Origin of the sequence: Pseudomonas sp. Irchel s3b6, from assembly GCF_900187415.1 — a bacterium.
In the GTDB taxonomy this organism is placed as follows: domain Bacteria; phylum Pseudomonadota; class Gammaproteobacteria; order Pseudomonadales; family Pseudomonadaceae; genus Aquipseudomonas.
The window spans coordinates 71,711-91,666 of sequence record NZ_FYDM01000003.1 but is presented as its reverse complement, the minus strand read 5'-3'; the positions used below and the strand labels follow the sequence as shown (position 1 = coordinate 91,666).

Here is a 19,956-nt window from a genome sequence, read left to right as displayed (position 1 = left end):
AATCAGGAGCCGCGCACCATGGCCACCATTGAACTGCACCGCGCACAGAGGGACGAACTGGAGTGCATCGAAAACCTGATGCAGTTCTACCTGTACGACTTCAGTGAGTGGCTACCGCTGAAGTTCGGTCGCCATGGGCTGTTCAACGTTCAGCCCAAGCTCGACTACTGGCGCAAGCCGTCGACCCAGGCGTTCCTGATCAAGGTGGACGGGGAGCTGGCCGGCTTCGTCACCGTGGATGACGAGGCGCACTGCGAGGGCGTCGAGTACAACATCGGTTATTTCTTCGTCGCCCGCTGCTATCGCGGGCACGGGGTGGCAGCCTATGCGGTGGCGGCCCTGCTCAATCAGTTACCCGGGCACTGGCAGATTTTCCACCTCGACGCCAACCTGCCGGCCCGGGCGTTCTGGGCCAGGGTCATCCCGCAACTGACGGGAGGCGATTTCACGCGCCAGCAGCAACCCATCGACGGTTACCCCTGTACCCTGTTCGAGTTTCAATGGGCCTCAGCGCCGACCGTCGACCGACCACCAGCGCGGTAGCAACTGCTGGACCTTGGGCTCGCCGAAGCGATCATCGATCAGCATCACCACCCCCTGGTCCTGCTGGGTTCGTATCACTCGCCCGGCCGCCTGCACCACCTTCTGCACCCCGGGAAACAGGTAGGTGTAGTCGTAGCCGGCACCGAACAACACAGCCATGCGCTGCTTGAGTTGCTCGTTGACCGGGTTCAGTTGGGCCAACCCCAGGGTCGCGATGAAGGCACCGATCAGCCGTGCTCCCGGCAGGTCGATACCTTCACCAAAGGCGCCACCCAATACGGCAAAGCCGATGCCCTGACTACGGGTGGTGAAGCGATCGAGGAAGGCCTGGCGCTGCGTCTCGTCCATACCCCGCGACTGTGCCCACTGGGCGATCTGCGGCCACTGTTCGGCGAGCAGTTGTTGCACCTGTTGCAGGTAATCGAAGCTGCTGAAAAACGCCAGGTAATTGCCGGGACGCGCCATGTATTGGCGGGCCATCAGCTCGACAATCGGCCCGAGGGAGGCTTGGCGGTGTACGAAGCGGGTGGAGATCTGGCTGACGATCTGCACCTTGAGTTGCTCGGCGCGAAACGGCGATTCGACGTCGACCCATACCGTGCCCGGTGGCAGCCCCAGCATGTCAGTATAGAAGCGCTGCGGGTCCAGGGTCGCGGAAAACATCACCACACTGCGCGCCGCCGTCAGCCGTGGACGAATGAACCCGGCCGGCACCACGTTGCGCAGGCACAACCGGGACAAGTTGCTCTTGCCCCTGGTTTCACGCTGGCTGATGTCGAACAGAAACTGTTCATCGAAGAGTTCGGCCACCCGGCTGAATTGCAATGCGTCGAAGTAAAAGCCTTGCAAGGCACCATCCAGCCCCTGGGGATGTTCGTTCAGGTAATCACCGATGGCTGCGGTACAGGACGCGAGCGTTTGCAGCAGCTTGTCCGGCACACTGGCGTACGCCTGATAGGGCGCGACCTGCTCCTTGTGCAAGGCATTCCACTCGCGGTTGACCCGCTGCAGGTTCTTTTTCAGTGCCTCGGGCGCGGTTTTGCGCACGCTGTCGAGGGTCGATTGATCGAGACTGGCGCTGTACATCTGGCGGCCGCGCTCCACCAGGTTATGGGCTTCGTCCACCAGCACGGCGACCTTCCACTGGCTGGCCTGGGCCAGGCCGAACAGCAGCGCGCTGAAGTCGAAATAGTAGTTGTAGTCGGCAACCACCAGGTCAGCCCAGCGGGCCATCTCCTGACTCAGGTAATACGGGCATACCTGGTGTTCAAGGGCAATCTCGCGCAGCGCGGCCTGATGGAGCAGCGTGAGCTTGCTCGCCGCCGCCCGCGCCGCCGGCAAGCGGTCATAGAAGCCATGGGCCAATGGGCAGGACTCGCCATGACAGGCTTTGTCCAGGTGCTCACAGGCCTTGTCGCGGGCAACCATCTCCAGCACGCGCAACGGCAAGCCATTGCTGCTATCGACCAGCACTTGCGCGGCATCCAGCGCCAGCTTGCGTCCCGGTGTCTTGGCCGTGAGGAAGAACACTTTGTCCAGTTGCTGGGGCACCCAGGCCTTGAGCATCGGGAACAGGGTACCCAGGGTCTTGCCGATGCCGGTGGTGGCTTGGGCCATCAGGCAACGTCCGGTGCTGACGGCCTTGAACACCGATTCCGCCAGGTTGCGCTGCCCGGGCCGGAAGTCCGGATGCGGGAAACGCAGCGCCTGCATGCCTTGATTGCGGGCATCGCGATGGGCCATTTCCTGCTCGGCCCAGTGCAGGAACAAGCCGCAGTGCACGTTGAAGAAGTCCTCCAGTGCCGTGGCGCTCCAGGTTTCCACCAGGCTGGTTTCCTGTTCGCCGACAATGTCGAAATACACCAGGGCCAGGTTGATGTGAGCCAATCGCAGCTTCTGGCACATCAGCCAGCCGTAGATTTTCGCTTGTGCCCAATGCAGTTGCCGGTGATTGGCCGGCATGCGCTCCAGTTCACCCCGGTAGGTCTTGATTTCTTCGAGGCGGTTCTGCTCCGGGTCGTAGCCATCCGCCCTGCCCCTGACGGTCAACTGCCGGTACTGGCCTTGCAGCGCGACTTCGTTCTGATAGGACGCGCTGCGCCGCGAGGCCACGGTGCGATGACCGACGATGCCTTCCAGCGCCGTGGGTGACGGGGTAAAGCGCAGGTCCAGATCACCGGTCTTGGCGGTGAATTCACACAGGGCACGCACCGCAATGCCATAGCTCACCCTTCAGGCTCCGCCCATTGCACATAGCAGACGGCGACGGGCATCTGGTGCTCGCGGCAGAACTCCAGCCAGCGCAGCTGGTTATCTTGCAGGCGATCCCCCGGGCCCTTGACCTCGATCATCCGGTAGGTTTTCTGCTGCGGCCAGAACTGGATCAGGTCCGGCATGCCGGCGCGGTTGGCCTTGATGTCCTGCAGCAGGCGTTCGAACCAGAGCTTCAGGTGTTCGGCGGGCAGGCAGGCCAGGGCCTGCTCCAGCAACGCCTCGGTGAGCACGGTCCAAAACACGAAGGGCGACTGTACCGCGTATTTGTCACGGAAACGCTGGCGGATGGTCGCGACGTAACGCCCGTCCGCAAGTTCTGCCAGGCAGGCCTGGAACAGGTCCGCACGCCGGGCATGGAAGTCTTCGCTGAGCAAGTCCGCAGGCCCGCGCTGGAACGGGTGAAAAAACGCCCCGGGCAACGGCGCGAATATCGCTGGCCAGCACAGCAGCCCGAACAACGAATTGATCAGGCTGTTTTCGACGTAATGCACCGGTCCACGGGGATCATCCAGATGCGCCTGGACAAGGCACTCCACCGACAACGCCGGGTCGGCCCATTCCAGGGTCAGGTCCAGGCGCTCAACCTCCCGCGCCTTGCTCCGTGATGCGGGCGGCCCGCCCAGTTTGCGCCGCAACCTGGGCAGGACCCGCAGCAGTTGCTGGTGCTCGGCGGCACTCTCCGGTGCCTGCTCGGCGTGGCTTGCCAGCTCCAGTGCCAACTGAAACTCGGCGCACCGCTCCAGCACCCGGATCAGCCGCAAGCGGGCCCCGGCATACCTGCACTGGCGATAGATCGCCAGCGCTGCCGGCCAATCGGCCACCCGCTCACAGTGTTGCCCAAGCTGAAACAGCAATTTGCCGCGCCGTTGCTCAAGCCAGGGGTTGGCCGTTTGCAGTGCGTGGATCTGTTCGACCACCTGCGTGACATCCTCGCCAGCTTCAAAGCGCTGCTGGCACTGGTGCAGATAGAGATAGGCCTCCAGGTCGTCGCGGCTGCGCAAACCACGGGATTGGGCACAGAACTCGACGTTCTCGTAAGTGAAGATGCCGAGATCGGCCAGCACGAACTCCGACCAGTCCTGGTACAGGTTGCCAAAGAACATCAAGCGCAAGCGGTCGGCCAGATCCATGATGCTCAGGCTCAGTAGCCGGTCATCCAGTGCCGGGCACCAGTCATTGAAGGCCCGTGGCTCGTCGAAGCGCTCACGTAATGCCGCCAGCCATTGCGGTTTTTTCGCCTTGGGTTGCTCAATGTGCGCACCAAAGCACTGAACAATCTCCGGCTTGAGCAGCACCTCGAACAGGTCGTCGATCGACAGCGGTGCCCGTTCGTCCACCCAGCCTAGCGCCAGCAAGGGCTTGGCGGCTTCGGCGCTGTCGCCGATCTCGGGGTACCGCAACTTGCCGAGGCGAAAATGCAGCCCCTTGCGCATGACCATACGGACCAGCAATGCCTGGGAGGCACGGGGCAAGCGGCCGAAATCGGCAATGAACTGCTGCTCCTGCCCGTTGAGCACGTCGACATAGCGCTGCTCGAGCCAGGCGAGCACTCGCTGAAAGTTGTTCAGGTAGTAGAAGGGATCATCGAGCGGGTTGAGTGTCACAAAGAGAGCGCCATGCCGTGCAGATACTGGTTATGCGTACAGATACCAGCCTGGCACCGGTGCTGGCAAACGGAAAAAGATCAATGGCGCTCATTTGAGCGCTTGAGCACCCTCCACAGGGTTTACGCTTGATTGAGGTACCAGGCGTTTTTTTTCAGGGGCTGACAGAACTTTCCAGGATTACGTGCGACCAATGGGCTGTTGAAATCGGCCTGATGCCCGGGCATCGCGACGATGATGTGTTTTTTGAACGAGAGGTTTTGCTATGAACATCCGCATTCAGGGGTTGTCGTTTGCTGTCGTGACCTTGCTGGCGCTGTCGGGCTGCTCGACCCCCACCGTCGTGACCCTGCAGAACGGCACGCAATATCTGACCAAGGACATGCCCGACACCCACACCAAGGACGGTTTCTTCGAGTTCGAGGATATTTCCGGCGCCATGGTCAAGGTCAGGGCCGACGAGGTCGCCACTATCCGCAAGGAAAAATGATCGTCTGCCGCAAAACCGACAAGGTGCCGGGGCCGCCCATGAGCATGCCCTGGCGCCATTGCCGGGTGCATAGCGGATAAAAATCCACTTCCTGCCTGGCCGGTCAGCCCATTGTGTCTATGCTTTTGAGCGTCGACAGCCTGATGGCCGCCCCCCAGAAAGGAGTATCCGCTTGAGCACCCATCAACCGCCCCTGAGCCTCAAGGACTTCGCACTGCCGGTGCGGGGTTTCAAAGCGTTGGCCATTGCCCTGACCGTTTTCGGCCTCAGTGCCTGCGCCAACATCAACGCCAGCTCCACCCAATACGTGGGCGGCGAGCACTTTGCGCCCACCCTGCCCGAGTCGGTGCAAGTGCTACGCGTCGAACCCACGCGGCCCCATGTTCGGGTGGGTGAAGTGATTGTCGACGCCAGCGTCGAGCCGCCACCGCCGGTGACCGATATCGAGCAGAAGCTGCGCACCGAAGCCGCCGCGATGGGCGGTGATGCCGTCGTGGTGGTGTATGACCGGATCCAGCCGGTGTCGGCCTATGTCAGCGGCCCGCTGTGGGACCGGGATATCCAGTCCATTCAGGGACGTAAACTCAAAGGCATCGTGATTCACTACAACTAAGCCTTGATCGGCCCGGCGCGCTTTACCGCGCGCCGGGCTTTTTACCTCAGGCGATCACCAGGCTGGCGCTGTTCAGATGGTCCAGGGCCACCCCCACCAGGGTCACCGAGTCGTTGCCGAAGGTCAGCAGCGTATCGGCCCCCACCGCTGTGGCATGCCCCAGCAGTGGATCCCCTTGCCCCACACCCGCGACCCCGAGAAACACCAGGGTGTCACTGCCCTGGAAACCGAGGATCCGGTCGTGACCAAAGTCGCCGCTGAACACAAAACTGTTGCTACCACCGCCCGACTCCAGCAGATCGTTGCCGGCACCACCAATCAGCACGTCATTGCCCAGGCCCCCGACCAGATGATCGTCGCCGTCCTGTCCGAACAACCAGTCGCCACTGGCGTGCGCCGTGAGGGTGTTGGCACCGCTATCGCCCTTCACCGATGACGCGTAGTGCGTCAGGCCCTTGTCCGAGAGCAGGCCAGTGTCCGTGACCCGGTGAATTGCGTCCTCCTTGAACAACCCCCACAGGAACCCCGGCTCCTTGCTGGTCAGGCTGCCGATATCACGGGTGATGCTGAGACCGCCGTTGGCGTCGCGGATATACAAGGTGCCTGTGCCGTCGTTGGCGAAACTGAAGTTTTTCAATGACTGCTGCAGGTCCAGGCTGTTGTAGCCGCCGCCCCCCTCGATGATGTTATAGCCGCCGGCATCGCGGAAAGTGTCGTTGCCTTCGCCTCCGTCAAGGTAGTCATTGCCCTTGCCGCCCTGGATCAGGTCGTTGCCATCGCTGCCGATGATGAAGGTGCTGCCTTTGTGGGTTTCGGCGTTGCGGTTGAGGTCCTGCACCCAGGTGGTACTGCGTGCCGGGTCCGACAGGTTGGCGACGATCAGGGTCGAGTCCTTGCTCGTGAGGTCATAAAACGCCGACTCCAGCACCCGGGTCATGCCGTCGCCGTAGGCCGTGGGCAGGTGGGAGATCCAGGTGGGGATGTTGAGGATCGAGTACGGCAACAGGTTCCACGCTGTCGAGGCATAGTGATCATTGAAGTTGACGATGTTGTTGGTGGCCGAATCCTGAGGCGTATCGTGGACACCCACCGACGCCAGGTTGAAGTCGGAACCGTCCAGTGCACGGAACACCGGGTCGTTTTCGTAGCCAACGTTCAGCACCTTGTCGCTGCTGCTCTGGGTCGGTGACGCGTAGGCGATGTAGTTGGCGTCCTGGTAGAAGCCGTTCCAGTGATCGCCGCTCAAGTCCGCCAGGCTGTTGACCGCCAGCCCGCCCAGGCTGTGGCCGCTGACCAGCACGTCCTTGCCGCTCAAACCATGGGCGGCGGCAAAGGTGGCCACGTCCTGGAGCAAAGATCCAAAGGCTTCCCCGACATAGTTCTTCGCATAGTCCTTGGGGCCGAGTGCCGCCAGCAGATCATTGATCGCGTCGCCGATGAAGTCGCTGATCAGCGACTCACGAGGACCGCTGGTGCCACGAAAGGCGATGCCGATTTCCGTGAGCTGTCCTTGGGCATCGTATTTTCCGAGAATCTCGACCTGGGCGGTGGTGTAACCGATTTTCTCGCCGAAAAAGGTGCCGCGCCCGTCGACCTTGCCGTCGTAGCCCAACTGCGTGGCGGTGATCGGTGTCCAGCCGGCCTTTTGCACCGCCTCCAGCGCAGCTTTTTCCGAATCGGGGTTCCAGGGAATACCGGGGATCGCCCCTTGCGAATCCGTGCCGCCGATCAGCGCCGTGACCAGCGTGGCCGGCAGCCCGAGGCCGAATCCGTTGTGCTGATAGCCGGTGGCAAAACCGTTATCGAGGTTGTGATAGGCATACAGCGCGATCGCCATCGCGTCGCTGAACAGCGCCTTGGATTCTGATGCGGTGAAGTGCTTGTAGTCATAGACAGCCATGGTATTGCCTCTCTCGTTGTTGGAATTGTCAGAGATAGCTCACGCAGCCGGAACGCCCCGCCGGGCGGGACGTTCCTGCGTATTACCTTGTGATGCGATTACGCAAATACGATCCCCGCGCCTGACAGGTTGTCCAGGCCAACACCCACCAGGGTCACGGCGTAGTCGCCGACCTTGAGCAAGGTGTCGTTACCCGATTGTGAGATATGCTGGCTGTAGTCGTAGCCCTGCCCCGCGCCCTGCACGCCCATGAACACCAGCTTGTCGCTGCCCTGGTAACCGTTGATGGCGTCGAAGCCGAACGCCCCGCTGAACAGGAAGGTGTTGTTGGCGCCACTGGCCGACATGACGTCATTGCCCGCGCCGCCGACGAAGGTCACCTGCTGTTGGTCGCTTTGCAGGTGGTCGTTGCCCGCCAAACCGAACAGCCAGTCGCCGTCGGCGCTGGCCACCAGCGAATTACCGTAGGCATCGCCATTGAGCGAGTGGTTGTATCGGGTCAAGTCAGTGCCACTGAGCAAGCCCTGGTCGGTGACGCTGTAGTTGACGTCCTTGTTGAACATCCCTGACGCCTTGCTCACCAGCGCGTCGATGTCCCGGGTCAGGCTGATGCCGCCGTAGCTGTCGCGCAGGTACAAGGTGCCGTCGCCGTCATGGGCCAGTTTGAAGTTCTGCAGCGGCTGTTGCAGCTCGAACAGGTTGTGCCCTTTGCCGCCCAGCAGGATGTTGAAGCCACTACCATCGCGAAAGCTGTCGTCGCCGTCGCGCCCTTCCAGGAAGTCATTGCCCTTGCCGCCGCGCAACAGGTCGTTGCTGTCGGTACCGATGATGAAGGTGCTGCCGGTGTGGGCTTCACCACTGCGGCCCAGGTCTTCGATCCAGGTGCTGCCACGGGCGCTCTCGGACAGGGTCGAGACGAAGATCGTCGAGTCCTTGTGGGTGAGGTCGTAGAACGCCGAGTCGATCACCCGGTTCAGGCCATCGGCATAACCCAGTGAGCCGTGGGCCGCCCAGTGTGACGGGTTGGCGATGCTGAACGGGGTCATCTGGGTGGAGGCGTAATGGTCGTTGAAATTGACCAGGTTATTGGTCGCCGACGCTTGGGGCTGGTCGTGTTTGTACAGCGACGAAGCGGTGAAGGTGGTGCCATCCAACACACGGAACACCGGGTCGTTTTCATAGCCGATGTTCAGCACCTGGGTACCGGGCGAGCTTTGGGTCGGCGAGGCGAAGGACACATAGTTGGCGTCCTTGTAGAAGCCGCCCCAATGGTCACGGCTCAGCTCGGCGACACTGTTGACGCCCAGGCCACCCAGGCTGTGGCCGCTGATCAGCACGTCCCTGGCACTGAGGCCCTGGCTGGTGGCGAACGCGGCAACGTCCTTGAGCAAGGTGTCGAAGGCACTCTTGGCGTAGTTCTTCGCGTAATCCGTGGGACCTACGGCCGCCAGCAGATTGTTCTTCATATCGCCGAAGGTGTCGCTGTACCCCAGGCCGCCGGTGCCGCGAAACGCAATGCCCAGGCCGAGCAGCTTGCCCGCCCCGTCGTACCTGGCCAGCACCTCGGCTTCGGCGCTGGTGAAACCGGCCTGCTCGCCAAAGAAAGTCCCCTGGGCACCCACGGTGCCCTGGTAACCCAATTGCCCGGCCGTGACCGGCGTCCAGCCGGACGCCAGCGGCTGCCCGGTCGGCGTGTAGGCGTAGAGCGTCAAGGCGATGGCATCGCTGTACAGCGCCCTGGCCTCGCCGCTGAAGTTCCTGTAATCAAAAACACCCATGGTCTTGCCTCTTGGTCAGTGCGATTGCGTGGTGCGGTTGTGCGCGTGAGGCGGTCATCAGAATTGCCAGTCGAGGGTCAGTCCCACGCCGTGGGTCTTGTCGTTGGAGCCCAGCAGGCCGTTGTAGTCCAGGTTCAGGCTGACATCCCGCGCCAGCGCCAGGCCGGCGCGTACACCCACCACCGCGGCGTTGCGGTCCATGGACACGCTCTGCACGCTGAACGGGGTACCGCCACCGTTGGCAAAGGCCAGGTTCTCTTCGCTGTGGATGTTGCTCAGGTTGTGCTGCCAGCCCAGGGTCCCGGACAGGTCCAGTGACTGCTGCGCGCTGAGCGCCACGCGCTGACTGGCGCGCAGGCCGAGGGTGGAAAGCACGGCATCGCGGTTGTCGTCGCCGCCCTTGAGCGCTGCCGCCCCGCCTTTTTCGGTGAAGCTGTCACTGCCCACGTGCACGTACGCCAGGTTGGCGAAGGGTTCCAGGGCCATCGGTTGCAGGTCCAGGCGGTAAGCGGCCTCGGTGAACACCTGGGTGGTTTGCGCATCGCGCTTGGTTTTCTGCTTGGCGCTGACGTCGCCGAACTGCAGTTCCCGCTGGCTGTCGATGCGGTGCCAGCTGTGGGCACCACCGACACTCAGGCGCAGCGCGTCGAGCTCATGCCCGGCGTACAGCCCCAGGTGGTAACTGTCGACCGAAGCCGAGGAATGGGTACCGTCGCCCATGCTCATCGAACTGTCGCTGTAACCGGTGACGAAGCCCAGGCGGGTGTTTTCGGCGATCAAGCCGTCCACGCCGGCCAGCAGGCCGCCAATGGAATGGGTGTAGTTGGCATCACCCTGGTCGCCATCGGTCTTGCCCCAGGCGCCGAGCACTTTGACCCAGCCGTTGTTGTCGTCGCTGCCGGGGGTGGCGGCGTCATACAGGCTGTGATCGCGCAGGCGTTCACCCACGGCATCGCGCAGGTAGCGCGAGTCGTTGACCAGCAAGGTGCCGATGGCCGGGTGGATTTCCCCGGACAGTTGCTGGAACGCTTGCTGCGCGCTGGCGGCGTCCGGCGACAGCAGCACGGTTTCGTACAGGGCATTGCCGGCACCCAGTTGCTCGGTGGCCGCGGCGACCGAACGCTGGTTCGGGGTCTGGCCGACGCTGGCAAAGCTGTTGCCGTTGCGCCCGACTTCCAGTTGCACGGCGGTGGCCGAGTAGTCGAGGGTGCCGCCGAGGAACGCGTAGTTGGGCAACACCGCGCCGAACTGACCCTGGATACCGCCAGCCGCTTGCAGGATGTTGTACTGGGTGCCCAGCAGGCTGCGGACCTGGGTGGTACTGAGCAGGGTTGGACTGTTCTCCAGGGACAGGCTGACGGTCGCGCCCTGAACAGTGGCCTGGCCACCGGCGACGATGCGGTCGCTGCTCGTAGGCGAAACTTCCACGGCGTAGGTCGAACCCGGCTCGAAGGTGACATCGCCGGCCACGTTCAAGGTGCCGATCGAATTACCCGGTGCCACCGTGCCGCCGCTGTTCGCGTGCAGTGCACCGACCCGCCCGGAACCACCAAGGATACCGCTGTCGTTGACGGTCACCGTCGAATCCAGCGAACCATTGATCGCCAGTCGCCCCTGATTGACCAGGGTCGGGCCGCTGTAGGTGTTGCTGCCGGTCAGCACCAGCGTGCCGATACCCTGCTTGGTCAAGCCGCCGTGACCGGAAATGTCGTTGCCCCAGACATCCATGCCGCAGCTGAGGTCAGTGCACAGCCGTTGCGTGGGTTTGCCGGCATCGATGACCGCGCCGATGCCCGGCAGATCGGCGACGAACTGGCCGTTGCCATAGGCACCTTCTACGCGAAACTCCTGTGGGATATCGGCGTCGGCGACGAACATGCCGGGGCCGTCGATGCCCTTGCGCAGGTTGATCATGCCCCAGCCGTACAGCGAGTCGATGCCCGGTGTGCCCATGTCGGTGGCGGTGGTTTTCAGCACGCTGGCGACCTGCGCGCCGGTCATGTACGGGAAGCGCTCCATCAACACCGCCGCAGCACCCGCCACATGGGGGGCGGCCATCGAGGTGCCACTCTTGTTGGCGTAATCCATGGTCAGGTTGTCGGCGTTGGTACCGCCAATGACCGCGCTGTAAATGCGACTGCCCGGTGCCGACACGCAGAAACCCGCGGTGTAGCCGCAACGCGAGGAGAAGGTGCTGATGATGTACGGGTCGGCGCTGGCAACGTCCGGATTCTTTTGCAACGCGGCCACGGTAACCCAGTTGGCGGCGATATCCGGGACGAAATAGCCCAGGCCGGCGATGGCGTCCGGGTTGTTGAGGTTGTAGTCGTTGCCGGCGGCGAAAATAGTCACGATGCCGCTGCGGGCGGCATCGATGGCGCCACGGTAGGCACCGCCCTGTTTGGTGTCGAGCAAGGGTTTGATCTGGTCGAACTGCAGTTGAGCGTCGTTCACCGTGAAGTGCGGGAATGCCGGATCGCGACCACCCTGGTCAAAGCGGTCGGTGATGCCGATGCCCCAACTGTTGTTGATGATTCGCGCGCCACTGTCGCGAAGGGCGTCCCAACCGGCCTTGTACACCGCGCCGTCGTTGCCCAGGATGATGCCGTCTTCCGGGCCCGGATCGCCGTTGTCGGCGCTGATGATTTGCGCGTTGAACGCCACGCCGTGCATCGGGCTGCCGTCGCGGCTGCCAGCGGCGATCCCGCCGACGTGGGTGCCGTGGGAACCTAGCTTGCCGTCCGAACCCACCGATGCCGATCCGTCATACAGAAAGGCATCGCCGGCTTTGACCGGGATGTACGGGTCGGTGTATTCGCGAATGCCTTGCGTGACCAGGGTGATCACTTTGTTTTCACCGGAAAACTCCGGGTGCGGGGCGTACACCGGCTGGTCGAAGATCCCCAGTTTCACCCCCTTGCCGGTGTAGCCGGCGGCGTAGGCGTCCTGGGCATTGATCGCTCCCAGGCCCCACTCGGCATTGAACTCGGCGCTGCGCCAGCTGTTGGCATCGCCGACCTTGCCGGTTTCCTCATAGGGCGCGGCCTGGGCGGTTCCCAGGGTCGCCAGCGCACAGAGCAAGGCGCGGTTGAGGGTTTTCAAGGTGAATATTGCGTTTGCTTGAACCGGTTGCACGTTCATCCAACCACCATCCTTAGTTGTTTTGCTGTTGTTGTTATTGCCCGACCGTTCCCGGCCGGGTTTGCTGCTTGGGTCAGAACTGCCAGTTCAGGCTCAGCCCTACCCCATGACTGCTCTCGTCACTGGCCAGACGGCCGCTGTAATCGAGGTTCAAGCGCACGTCCCTGGCCAGCGCCAGCCCTGCCTGCACACCGACCAGGGCGGCATCGCGCGCCAAAGGCGTGCTTTCCACGGCGAACGTCGGGCCACCGCTGGCGAACGCCAGGTGATCCTGCGAATCCGTGTCGCTCAAGGTGTGCTGCCAACCGAGGGTGCCCGCCAGGTCGAGCGCCTGTTGACCGGACAGGTTGAAGGTTTTCAGCGCGCGAACCCCCAGGGTGCCAAGCACCGCATCACGCGTGTCCTCGCCGCTTTGCAGCGCGGCGGCATCGCCTTTTTCGCTGAAGCCGTCCGTATCGAGGTGTACATAGGCCAGATGGGCGAAGGGCTCCAGTGCCAGCGGTTGCAGGTTTAGGCGGTAGGCCGCTTCGGTGAACAGCTGGGTGGTGCCGGCATCGACCTTGGCCTTCTGTTTCGCGCTGACGTCGCCGTAATGCAGGTCACGCTTGATGTCCGCGCGGTGCCAGCTGTAGGCCCCGCCGAGGCTCAGGCGCAGCGCGCCCAGCTCACGCCCGGCGTAGGCGCCCAGGTGATAGCTGTCGACCTGCGCCCGGGAATGGGTGCCGCTGCCCAGGTTCAGCGAACTGTCGCTATACCCCGCCACCAGTCCCAGTCGCGTGTCCTCTGCCAGCTCCCCGTCGACCCCTGCCAACAAGCCGCCAATCGATGATGTCGACCCCGCGTGGTCGTCGTGCGCGTCGCTCGTCCCCCAGGCGCCCAGTGCCTTGACCCAACCGTTGCTACCCGGCGCCTGATACTGCAAGCGCTCCCCCACCGCATCACGCAGGTAACGGCTGTCGTTGATCAGCAAGGTGTCGAGTGCCGGATAGATTTCCCCTGACAACTGCTGGAACGCCTGCTGCGCGGGTGCGGCCGACGACGACAGTAAAAGGCTTTCGTAGACCGGGTTGCCCGTGCCCAGTTGCTCGACGGCAGCGCCCACCGAACGTTGATTCGGGGTTTGCCCGACACTGGCGAACGACGTGCCATTGCGTTCGATCGCCAACTGCACGTCACTCGCCGAGTAGTCGAGACTGCCGCCGATAAACAGGTAGTTGGGCAGCACCGCCCCGAACTGGCCTTGAACGCCGCCTGCCGCGTGCAGAATGTCGTAACGCTGTCCCAACAAGCTGCGCACTTGAGTCGCGCTCAGCAGTGTCGGGCTGTTTTCCAGCGCGAGACTGACCGTCGCGCCCTGGACCGTGGCCATCCCCGTTGCCACGATCCGGTCGCTGCCCGAAGGCGACACCTCCACTGCATAGGTCGAGCCCGGTGCCAGTGTCACGTCTCCATTCACCTGCAAGGTCCCGATCGAATTGCCGGGGGCAACGGTGGCGCCGCTGCGGGCAGTCAAGCCTCCAACGCGTCCGGACCCGCCAAGGGTGGCGCTGTCGTTGACCGTCACCGCTGAACTCAGCGAGCCATTGACCGTCAGCAAGCCACCATTGACGGTGGTTGCGCCGCGATAGGTGCTGTTGCCGGTCAACTCCAACTGACCGGCGCCGGATTTGATCAGGCTGCCGGCATACAGGCGTTGGGCGGCCGCGGCGGCGCGCGCCGTGCCCACGGCGTAGTCGGTCTGGTCCTGCTGACTGGCGTCGGTCGCAATGCCGTGTTCCCAGCCCTTGTCCTTGAGTGTCTGTTGCCACGCGCTGCGCTCGGCGGCATCTTCCGCCTGGCGCTGCAGCAGCGCCTTATCGGAAATGTCATGGCTCCACACATCGCGCTGACCGACGCCCAGGTTCGCGTCGAATTCGCCGAGCAGTTGCCCAGGCCCACGCATCGCCCGAGCCAGGTCGGGCACGCCCCAGCCGACCCGGTCGGTGGGCGCGTCGGTGATTGAACCGTCGAGCTGCGTCGCGGTGGTCAGCAGCACGTGCAAGGCTTGCTGGTTGCTCATGTACGGGTAGCGTTCCATCACCAGGGCCAACGCGCCCGTCGCATGAGGCGCGGCCATCGACGTGCCGTTGTAACTGGCGTATCCGCCACCGACGATGGTGCTGTTGATCTTTGCGCCCGGGGTGCTGATGCACCAGTATTTAGCGATGCCGCACTGGTTGTATTTCTGCTGGTTGTTTTTATCCAGCCCCGACACTGCCAGCCAGTGACCTTCCAGGTCTGGCTCGAAATACGGCAGCGCCGAACGCACGCTAGCGTTGGCATAACCGCTATTGCCAGCGCTGAACACATTGATCACCCCGCGACGCGAGACATCGGCCGCGGCATCGATCCAGGTGTTGCGGTTCCAGTGCTGGGCATAGGCGGCATGCAGGCTTTCGAGAGTCTTGTAATCGACGTCCTTGGGCTGGCTGCCCCAGCTGTTGTTGATCGCCCGCACGCCGGCATCGGCGAGGGCGTCATAGGCGGCCTTGAAGTAGCGCGGATCAGGGCCTGGACCGAACAGGAAGCTGTCGTTCTGGTTGGTGTTGGCGACATACACCTGCGCGTTGAACGCCACGCCGTGCATGCCGACACCGTCACGGGCCGCGCCCATCGTTCCAGTGACATGGGTGCCGTGGGAGTCGTTGCTGCTGTTGAGCACACCACTGACACTGAACGGCGTACCGCCGACGTCGATACCGTTGGCGACAACCGGGCGGAATCTCGCGGCCTCGGGATGGTTGGGGTCGAAGCCTGAGTCCATGGCGCCGATTTTCACGCCTTGGCCGGTCATACCGGCGGCGTAAGCCTGATTCGCCTGCATGCGATCCAGGCCCCAATCCTCCTGATACTCCGGCGTGCGCCAACTGGCTGCATCCTGGGGTTGCCCCGGATCGAGATACGCAGCCTGCACCGCCGCCGGGAGCGCTGCCATCAGCAGCAACGAACGGGCGGCCATGGGCCCTGCGCGATAACGACGTACATCCGTGTTCATAAATACTCGCTTTTCTGGCGTTGTTATTGTTGAGTCCCCCTGCTTCGGGGCTGTGCGCTCAGGCAGGGTTAGCGGGTTGTCGTACGCGAGCGGAAGGCTTCGTCCACTTTGGCCAGGTCCGCTTCACCCAGGACGCCGGCGTAGTAACGCAACTTGGTCCAGGCCATCAAATAGTCGTAACGGGCCTGGGCCAGGTCGCGACGGGTGCTGAACACCTGTTGTTCGGCATTCAGCACGTCGAGGTTGACCCGTTCGCCGCCGAGGACGCTTTGTCTGGTCGAAACCACCTGCGCTTGGGCCGAAGTCAGGGCCTTTTGATAAGCGCGCAGTTTGCTCACGCCCGACAGGCAGCCGGTGAACTGGCGACGCAGTTCGATCAGGGTTTCCCGGGTCTTGGCGTCCAGGTCGTATTCGGCCTGCTCCATCGAACGACTGGCCTGGCGGGTCGAGGCCGAGACCCCGCCACCGGCGTACAGCGGCACGCTGATTTCAATGCCGATGGTGTTGGTGTCATAGCGCTGGTTGTAGGTGTTGCCGCTTTCCGATTCGTTCTGCCGCGCCGTGGCATAGGCACTGATCCTGGGCAAATGCCCCGAGCGATTGCGCTCCACTTCATAACGCGCCACCTCGACCGCCTGACGCTGGGAGGCCAGGTTCGGGTTGTTGCTCAGCGCCAGTTCGTGCCAGCTGTCGTAGTTGGCCGGTTGCAGGTTGAAAGACTGGAAGGACTCGCCCAAGGGCTCCAGGTCGTTGATGTCGATGTCCGGGGCTCCGATCAGCGCGCCCAGTTCACGCAACGAGGCGTCCTGTTCGTCGCGCGCCTCGATCTCTTCGGCAGTGGCCAACTCGTAACGCGATTCCGCTTCAAGAATATCGGTGCGGGTGCCCTCACCCTGGCGGAACAGGTGCTCGTTCTGCTGGAACTGCTGTTCGAAGGCCTTTTTCTTCGCCTGTGCGATGTCGATCTGGTCCTGGGCAAACAATGCCTGGGTGTAGAACGTCAGCACTCGAACCAGCAGCTCCTGGCTCTTGCCACGGAAGGTTTCATCGGCAAACAACGACTGGGCCACGCCTTTGCGGTAAGCCGCGTAGGCCTCGTAGTCCACGAGTGGCTGTTGCAGGGTGAAGGTCGAGCCATAGCTGTCGTAGTTGCGATCATCGGTACGATTGCGGCGGTTTTCGTCCAGGTAGGTGGCCTTGGAGTTGTTGCGGCCCTTGTTGTAGTTGTACGACAGCTTTGGCAGCAGGCCGGCACGACCGATGGTGCGGTTCTCCAGGCCCGCATCGCGTTCCTTGATGGCGCCGAGGAACACCGGATCATTACGCAACGCCAGCTCGTAGACATCGAATGGCCCCATGGCCTGAACCTGTGTGCACACCAGCAGTGCGATGGCGGTCCCGAGTATGGAAAGCTTGCTCATGCGACGGGACATCCTTATTCCTCGGTCAATGCGGAGCCTGCCCGGTCGAGCAGAGGCTTGAACAAATAGTTGAGTAGCGAGCGTTCACCGGTGCGCACGAACATTTCCGCCGGCATGCCCGGTTTGATCACCAACCCGTTGAGTTTTTCCATGGACACGTCGCTGACGCTGCTACGCAGTACGTAGTACGGCACGCCGGTTTTTTCATCGACCATCTGGTCCGCCGAGATCAGGCTGACCTCGCCGGGAACCCGTGGGGTTTTGCTCTGGTTGAACGCGGTGAAAAGGATGTCCACCGGCAGCTGGCTGCCGACCTTGTCGATCAGGTTGACCGGCAGGTGGCCTTCCACCTCCAGGCGGGTGCCTTGCGGCACGATCTCCAGCAAGGTGTCGCCGGGGCGAACCACCGCGCCTTCGGTGTGCACCCCGAGGTTGACCGCGATGCCATCGGCCGGGGCGACGATTTCACTGTGTTGCAGGTCAAAGCCAGCGGAGGTCAGTTGCTGTTCCAGGGTCAGGCTCTTGAGCTGGGCCTCGGCCAACTGGCTGCGCACCTCTTTCTGGTACTCCTCGGCATGCTGTTGCCGCTTGAGGCGGGTCTCGACAATGCCCTGCTCCACGCGCCCGCTTTCACCGCTGTTTTGCGCCAGTTCCTGTTGCACCTGGGAGAGTTGGCGCTGGTATTCCATCAAGCGGTTGCGCGGGATGTAACCGTTGTCCGCCAAGGGCTGCAGGTTAACCAATTGCTGGCGCAGGGATTCGGCCTGCGCCGTCAGGTCGGTGCGCGCCCGGCGCATCCCGGAGAGTTGCGCGGTGGCGCCATCGATGTTCGCGCGTAGCCCGGCCTGTTCACGATCAAAGGCTTCACGTCGGCTGCTGAACAGTTGTCGCTGGCCTTCCAGTACCAGCGCCAGGCGCGGGTCGGGGTCGTTGCTCAGCTGTGACGGAAAGCTCACCTGCTTGAGGTTGTCACGCTCACTCTGCCACCGCGCCAGGCTGGCCCAGGCCATGCGGTATTGGGCTTGCAGCGACTGCACGTCGGCCTCGACCTGGGTCTGGTCGAGGCGGAACAATGGCTGGCCCTGCTTTACCGCTTCGCCTTCACGCACCAGAATCCGCGTGACCACCCCGCCACTCATCGACTGCACGGCCTTGCGTTTGCCAGACACCACCACCGTGCCCTGCACCGGGATCCCTTGATCCAGTGGCGCCAGACTGGCCCACAGGAAAAAGCTGCCAGCCCCGACCACTGCGAGTATCCAGCCCATGCGGGCGAAAAAACCGGCGTCTCGTTCAGGGCGCTCCGGCAAGTAAGCCTGTTCGATTGTCATGTCGCGATCCTTGCTCATACCCCGGAACTCCGGGTCGGTGTCTGGTACTGGCGGCTCATGCTCAGCCCGGCCGGTGAGTCCCGTGGCGGCTGTGGCTGTGGTTGTACGCCGGACAGCGCCTTGAGCACTTCCTGGCTGGGACCGAAGGCTTGCAACTGGCCTTCATTGAGCACCAGCAACTTGTCCGCCTGGGCCAACGCCGAAGAACGGTGGGTCACCAGAATCACGCTGATACCCTGGGCTTTCATCTGTGCGATGGCACTGGCCAGCGCCGCCTCACCGACGGTGTCGAGGTTGGAGTTCGGTTCGTCGAGCACCACCAGGCTCGGGCCGCCATACAACGCCCGGGCCAGGGCCACGCGCTGCTTCTGGCCCCCCGACAATCCGCTACCGTCTTCCCCCAGACGGGTGTCGTAGCCCTGGGGCAGGCGCAGGATCAGCTCATGCACACCTGCTTGCTGCGCGGCCTCGACCACTTTCTGTGGATCCGCCTCGCGAAAACGCGCGATGTTCTCGGCCACTGTGCCGCTGAACAGTTCGATGTCCTGGGGCAAATAGCCGATGTAGGGACCAAGGTCGTCGCGATTCCAGCGATGGATGTCCGCGCCGTCCAGGCGCACCATGCCGGCCAGGGTCGGCCAGACACCCACCAGCACCCGGGCCAGTGTGGATTTACCGGAACCAGAGGCACCCAGCACGCCCAGCACTTCCCCGGCACCGAGAGTGAAGCTGACTCGGTGTAACGTCGCCTGCCGCTGGCCCGGCGGGGCGGCGCTGACCTGCTCGAAACTGACCTGCCCCTTTGGCGCCGGCAGCGCCATTGCCTCGTCACTGGGCGGGAACTCTCGCAGTAAGGCATCCAGGCGCCGATACGCCAGCTTCGCCCCGCTCCACTGCTTCCACACCGCAATCAGCTGATCGATGGGGCTCAGCACCCGCCCCATCAGAATGGAGCCTGCGATCATCATCCCGGCGGTCATGTGGCCCTGAATCACCAGTAACGCACCCAATCCCAGCACCAGTGATTGCAGGCACAGGCGCAGGGTTTTGCTCAACGAACTGATCACCGCACCGGTGTCGCTGGCCTGGTTCTGCAAGCCGAGAAACCGCGAATGCACCTGGAACCAGCGTTTGCGCAGCGCTCCCAACATACCCATCGCTTGAATGGTCTCGGCGTTGTGCAGGTGGCTGGTGGCTAACTGGGTGGACTGTTGCGAATAGCCTCCGGCCTCGGCCAGCGGTTTTTTGGTCATGGCTTCGTTGAGGAACGCCAGACCAATCAGCAGCACGGCGCCAACGGTGGCGAATACACCCAGCCAGACGTTAAACAGGTAGATCACGAACAGGTAGACCGGAAACCACGGTGCATCGAAGAAGGCAAACAATGCGGGGCCGGTGACGAATTGGCGGATATGGGTCAGATCGCCCAGTGACTGGCCGGCGTTGCCCTCGCCCTTGAACAGATTGCGCTCGAACGCCGCCTGGTAGACCTGCAGGTTGAAGCGCCGCTCCAACTGGCTGCCGATGCGGATCACGATAAAGCTGCGAACGATCTCCAACAGGCCAATGAACACGAAGAACCCCACCACCATCAGTGACAACATCACCAGAGTGGTTTCGTTCTGCGACGAGAGCACCCGGTCATACACCTGGAGCATGTAGATCGACGGCACCAGCATCAGCAGGTTGATCAACGCGGTAAAGCAGCCCACGCTGATCAAAATGTTTTTATAGTCGCCCAGCGCGTTCAATAGCGGTGCAGTGGGTGTGGTCTTCGCCATACTCATTAGTCTTTCCCGAGCTGATATAGCGTGTCGAAGTTCGACA

12 protein-coding genes are annotated in these 19,956 nt (G+C 62.8%); 3 read left to right on the top strand and 9 right to left on the bottom strand.

Translation table 11 applies throughout. From position 1 onward, the window contains the following. The first annotated feature begins 18 nt into the window (after nucleotides 1–18). Complete coding sequence (locus CKW07_RS06530) at nucleotides 19–543, top strand: GNAT family N-acetyltransferase (RefSeq protein WP_095144132.1); 525 nt, start codon at nucleotides 19–21, stop codon at nucleotides 541–543. Here CKW07_RS06530 and CKW07_RS06525 read toward each other — a convergent pair. Beyond that, nucleotides 508–2,772 (bottom strand): ATP-dependent DNA helicase, encoded by a 2,265-nt coding sequence (locus CKW07_RS06525; RefSeq protein ID WP_095144131.1) that lies wholly within the window; start codon nucleotides 2,770–2,772, stop codon nucleotides 508–510. The genes CKW07_RS06530 and CKW07_RS06525 overlap by 36 nt on opposite strands. After that, on the bottom strand, nucleotides 2,769–4,421 hold the full coding sequence (locus CKW07_RS06520) for a VRR-NUC domain-containing protein (protein ID WP_095144130.1): 1,653 nt from the start codon (nucleotides 4,419–4,421) through the stop codon (nucleotides 2,769–2,771). The genes CKW07_RS06525 and CKW07_RS06520 overlap by 4 nt, the downstream gene beginning before the upstream one ends. A 265-nt stretch (nucleotides 4,422–4,686) precedes the next feature. Here CKW07_RS06520 and CKW07_RS06515 point away from each other — a divergent pair, with 265 nt between their 5' ends. Continuing rightward, nucleotides 4,687–4,911 (top strand): YgdI/YgdR family lipoprotein, encoded by a 225-nt coding sequence (locus tag CKW07_RS06515; RefSeq protein ID WP_095144129.1) that lies wholly within the window; start codon nucleotides 4,687–4,689, stop codon nucleotides 4,909–4,911. Between the two features lie 214 nt (nucleotides 4,912–5,125). Next, nucleotides 5,126–5,524 carry a hypothetical protein gene (locus CKW07_RS06510; RefSeq protein ID WP_256577033.1) on the top strand — a complete coding sequence of 133 codons (399 nt, stop codon included), beginning with the start codon at nucleotides 5,126–5,128 and terminating at the stop codon, nucleotides 5,522–5,524. Between the two features lie 46 nt (nucleotides 5,525–5,570). Here the strand turns inward: CKW07_RS06510 and CKW07_RS06505 are convergent, their stop codons facing one another. The 7 genes from CKW07_RS06505 to CKW07_RS06475 all read right to left on the bottom strand — a co-directional run bounded on the left by CKW07_RS06505 (nucleotide 5,571) and on the right by CKW07_RS06475 (nucleotide 19,916). Next, nucleotides 5,571–7,424, bottom strand: coding sequence for a polyurethanase (locus CKW07_RS06505; RefSeq protein WP_095144128.1), 1,854 nt, complete (start codon nucleotides 7,422–7,424; stop codon nucleotides 5,571–5,573). A 98-nt stretch (nucleotides 7,425–7,522) separates the two neighbouring features. Further along, nucleotides 7,523–9,202: a polyurethanase gene (locus CKW07_RS06500; protein ID WP_095144127.1), complete on the bottom strand. Its 1,680-nt coding sequence runs from the start codon at nucleotides 9,200–9,202 to the stop codon at nucleotides 7,523–7,525. Nucleotides 9,203–9,259: 57 nt separating this feature from the next. Further along, complete coding sequence (locus CKW07_RS06495; protein ID WP_095144126.1) at nucleotides 9,260–12,343, bottom strand: autotransporter domain-containing protein; 3,084 nt, start codon at nucleotides 12,341–12,343, stop codon at nucleotides 9,260–9,262. Between the two features lie 73 nt (nucleotides 12,344–12,416). After that, nucleotides 12,417–15,377 carry an autotransporter domain-containing protein gene (locus CKW07_RS06490; RefSeq protein WP_095144125.1) on the bottom strand — a complete coding sequence of 987 codons (2,961 nt, stop codon included), beginning with the start codon at nucleotides 15,375–15,377 and terminating at the stop codon, nucleotides 12,417–12,419. A 68-nt stretch (nucleotides 15,378–15,445) separates the two neighbouring features. Beyond that, nucleotides 15,446–16,810 (bottom strand): TolC family outer membrane protein, encoded by a 1,365-nt coding sequence (locus tag CKW07_RS06485; protein ID WP_095144124.1) that lies wholly within the window; start codon nucleotides 16,808–16,810, stop codon nucleotides 15,446–15,448. Between the two features lie 2 nt (nucleotides 16,811–16,812). Then, nucleotides 16,813–18,147, bottom strand: a complete 1,335-nt coding sequence (locus CKW07_RS06480; RefSeq protein WP_095144123.1) for an HlyD family type I secretion periplasmic adaptor subunit — start codon at nucleotides 18,145–18,147, stop codon at nucleotides 16,813–16,815. Further along, nucleotides 18,144–19,916, bottom strand: a complete 1,773-nt coding sequence (locus CKW07_RS06475; RefSeq protein WP_095144122.1) for a type I secretion system permease/ATPase — start codon at nucleotides 19,914–19,916, stop codon at nucleotides 18,144–18,146. The genes CKW07_RS06480 and CKW07_RS06475 overlap by 4 nt, the downstream gene beginning before the upstream one ends. Between the last annotated feature and the right edge of the window lie 40 nt (nucleotides 19,917–19,956).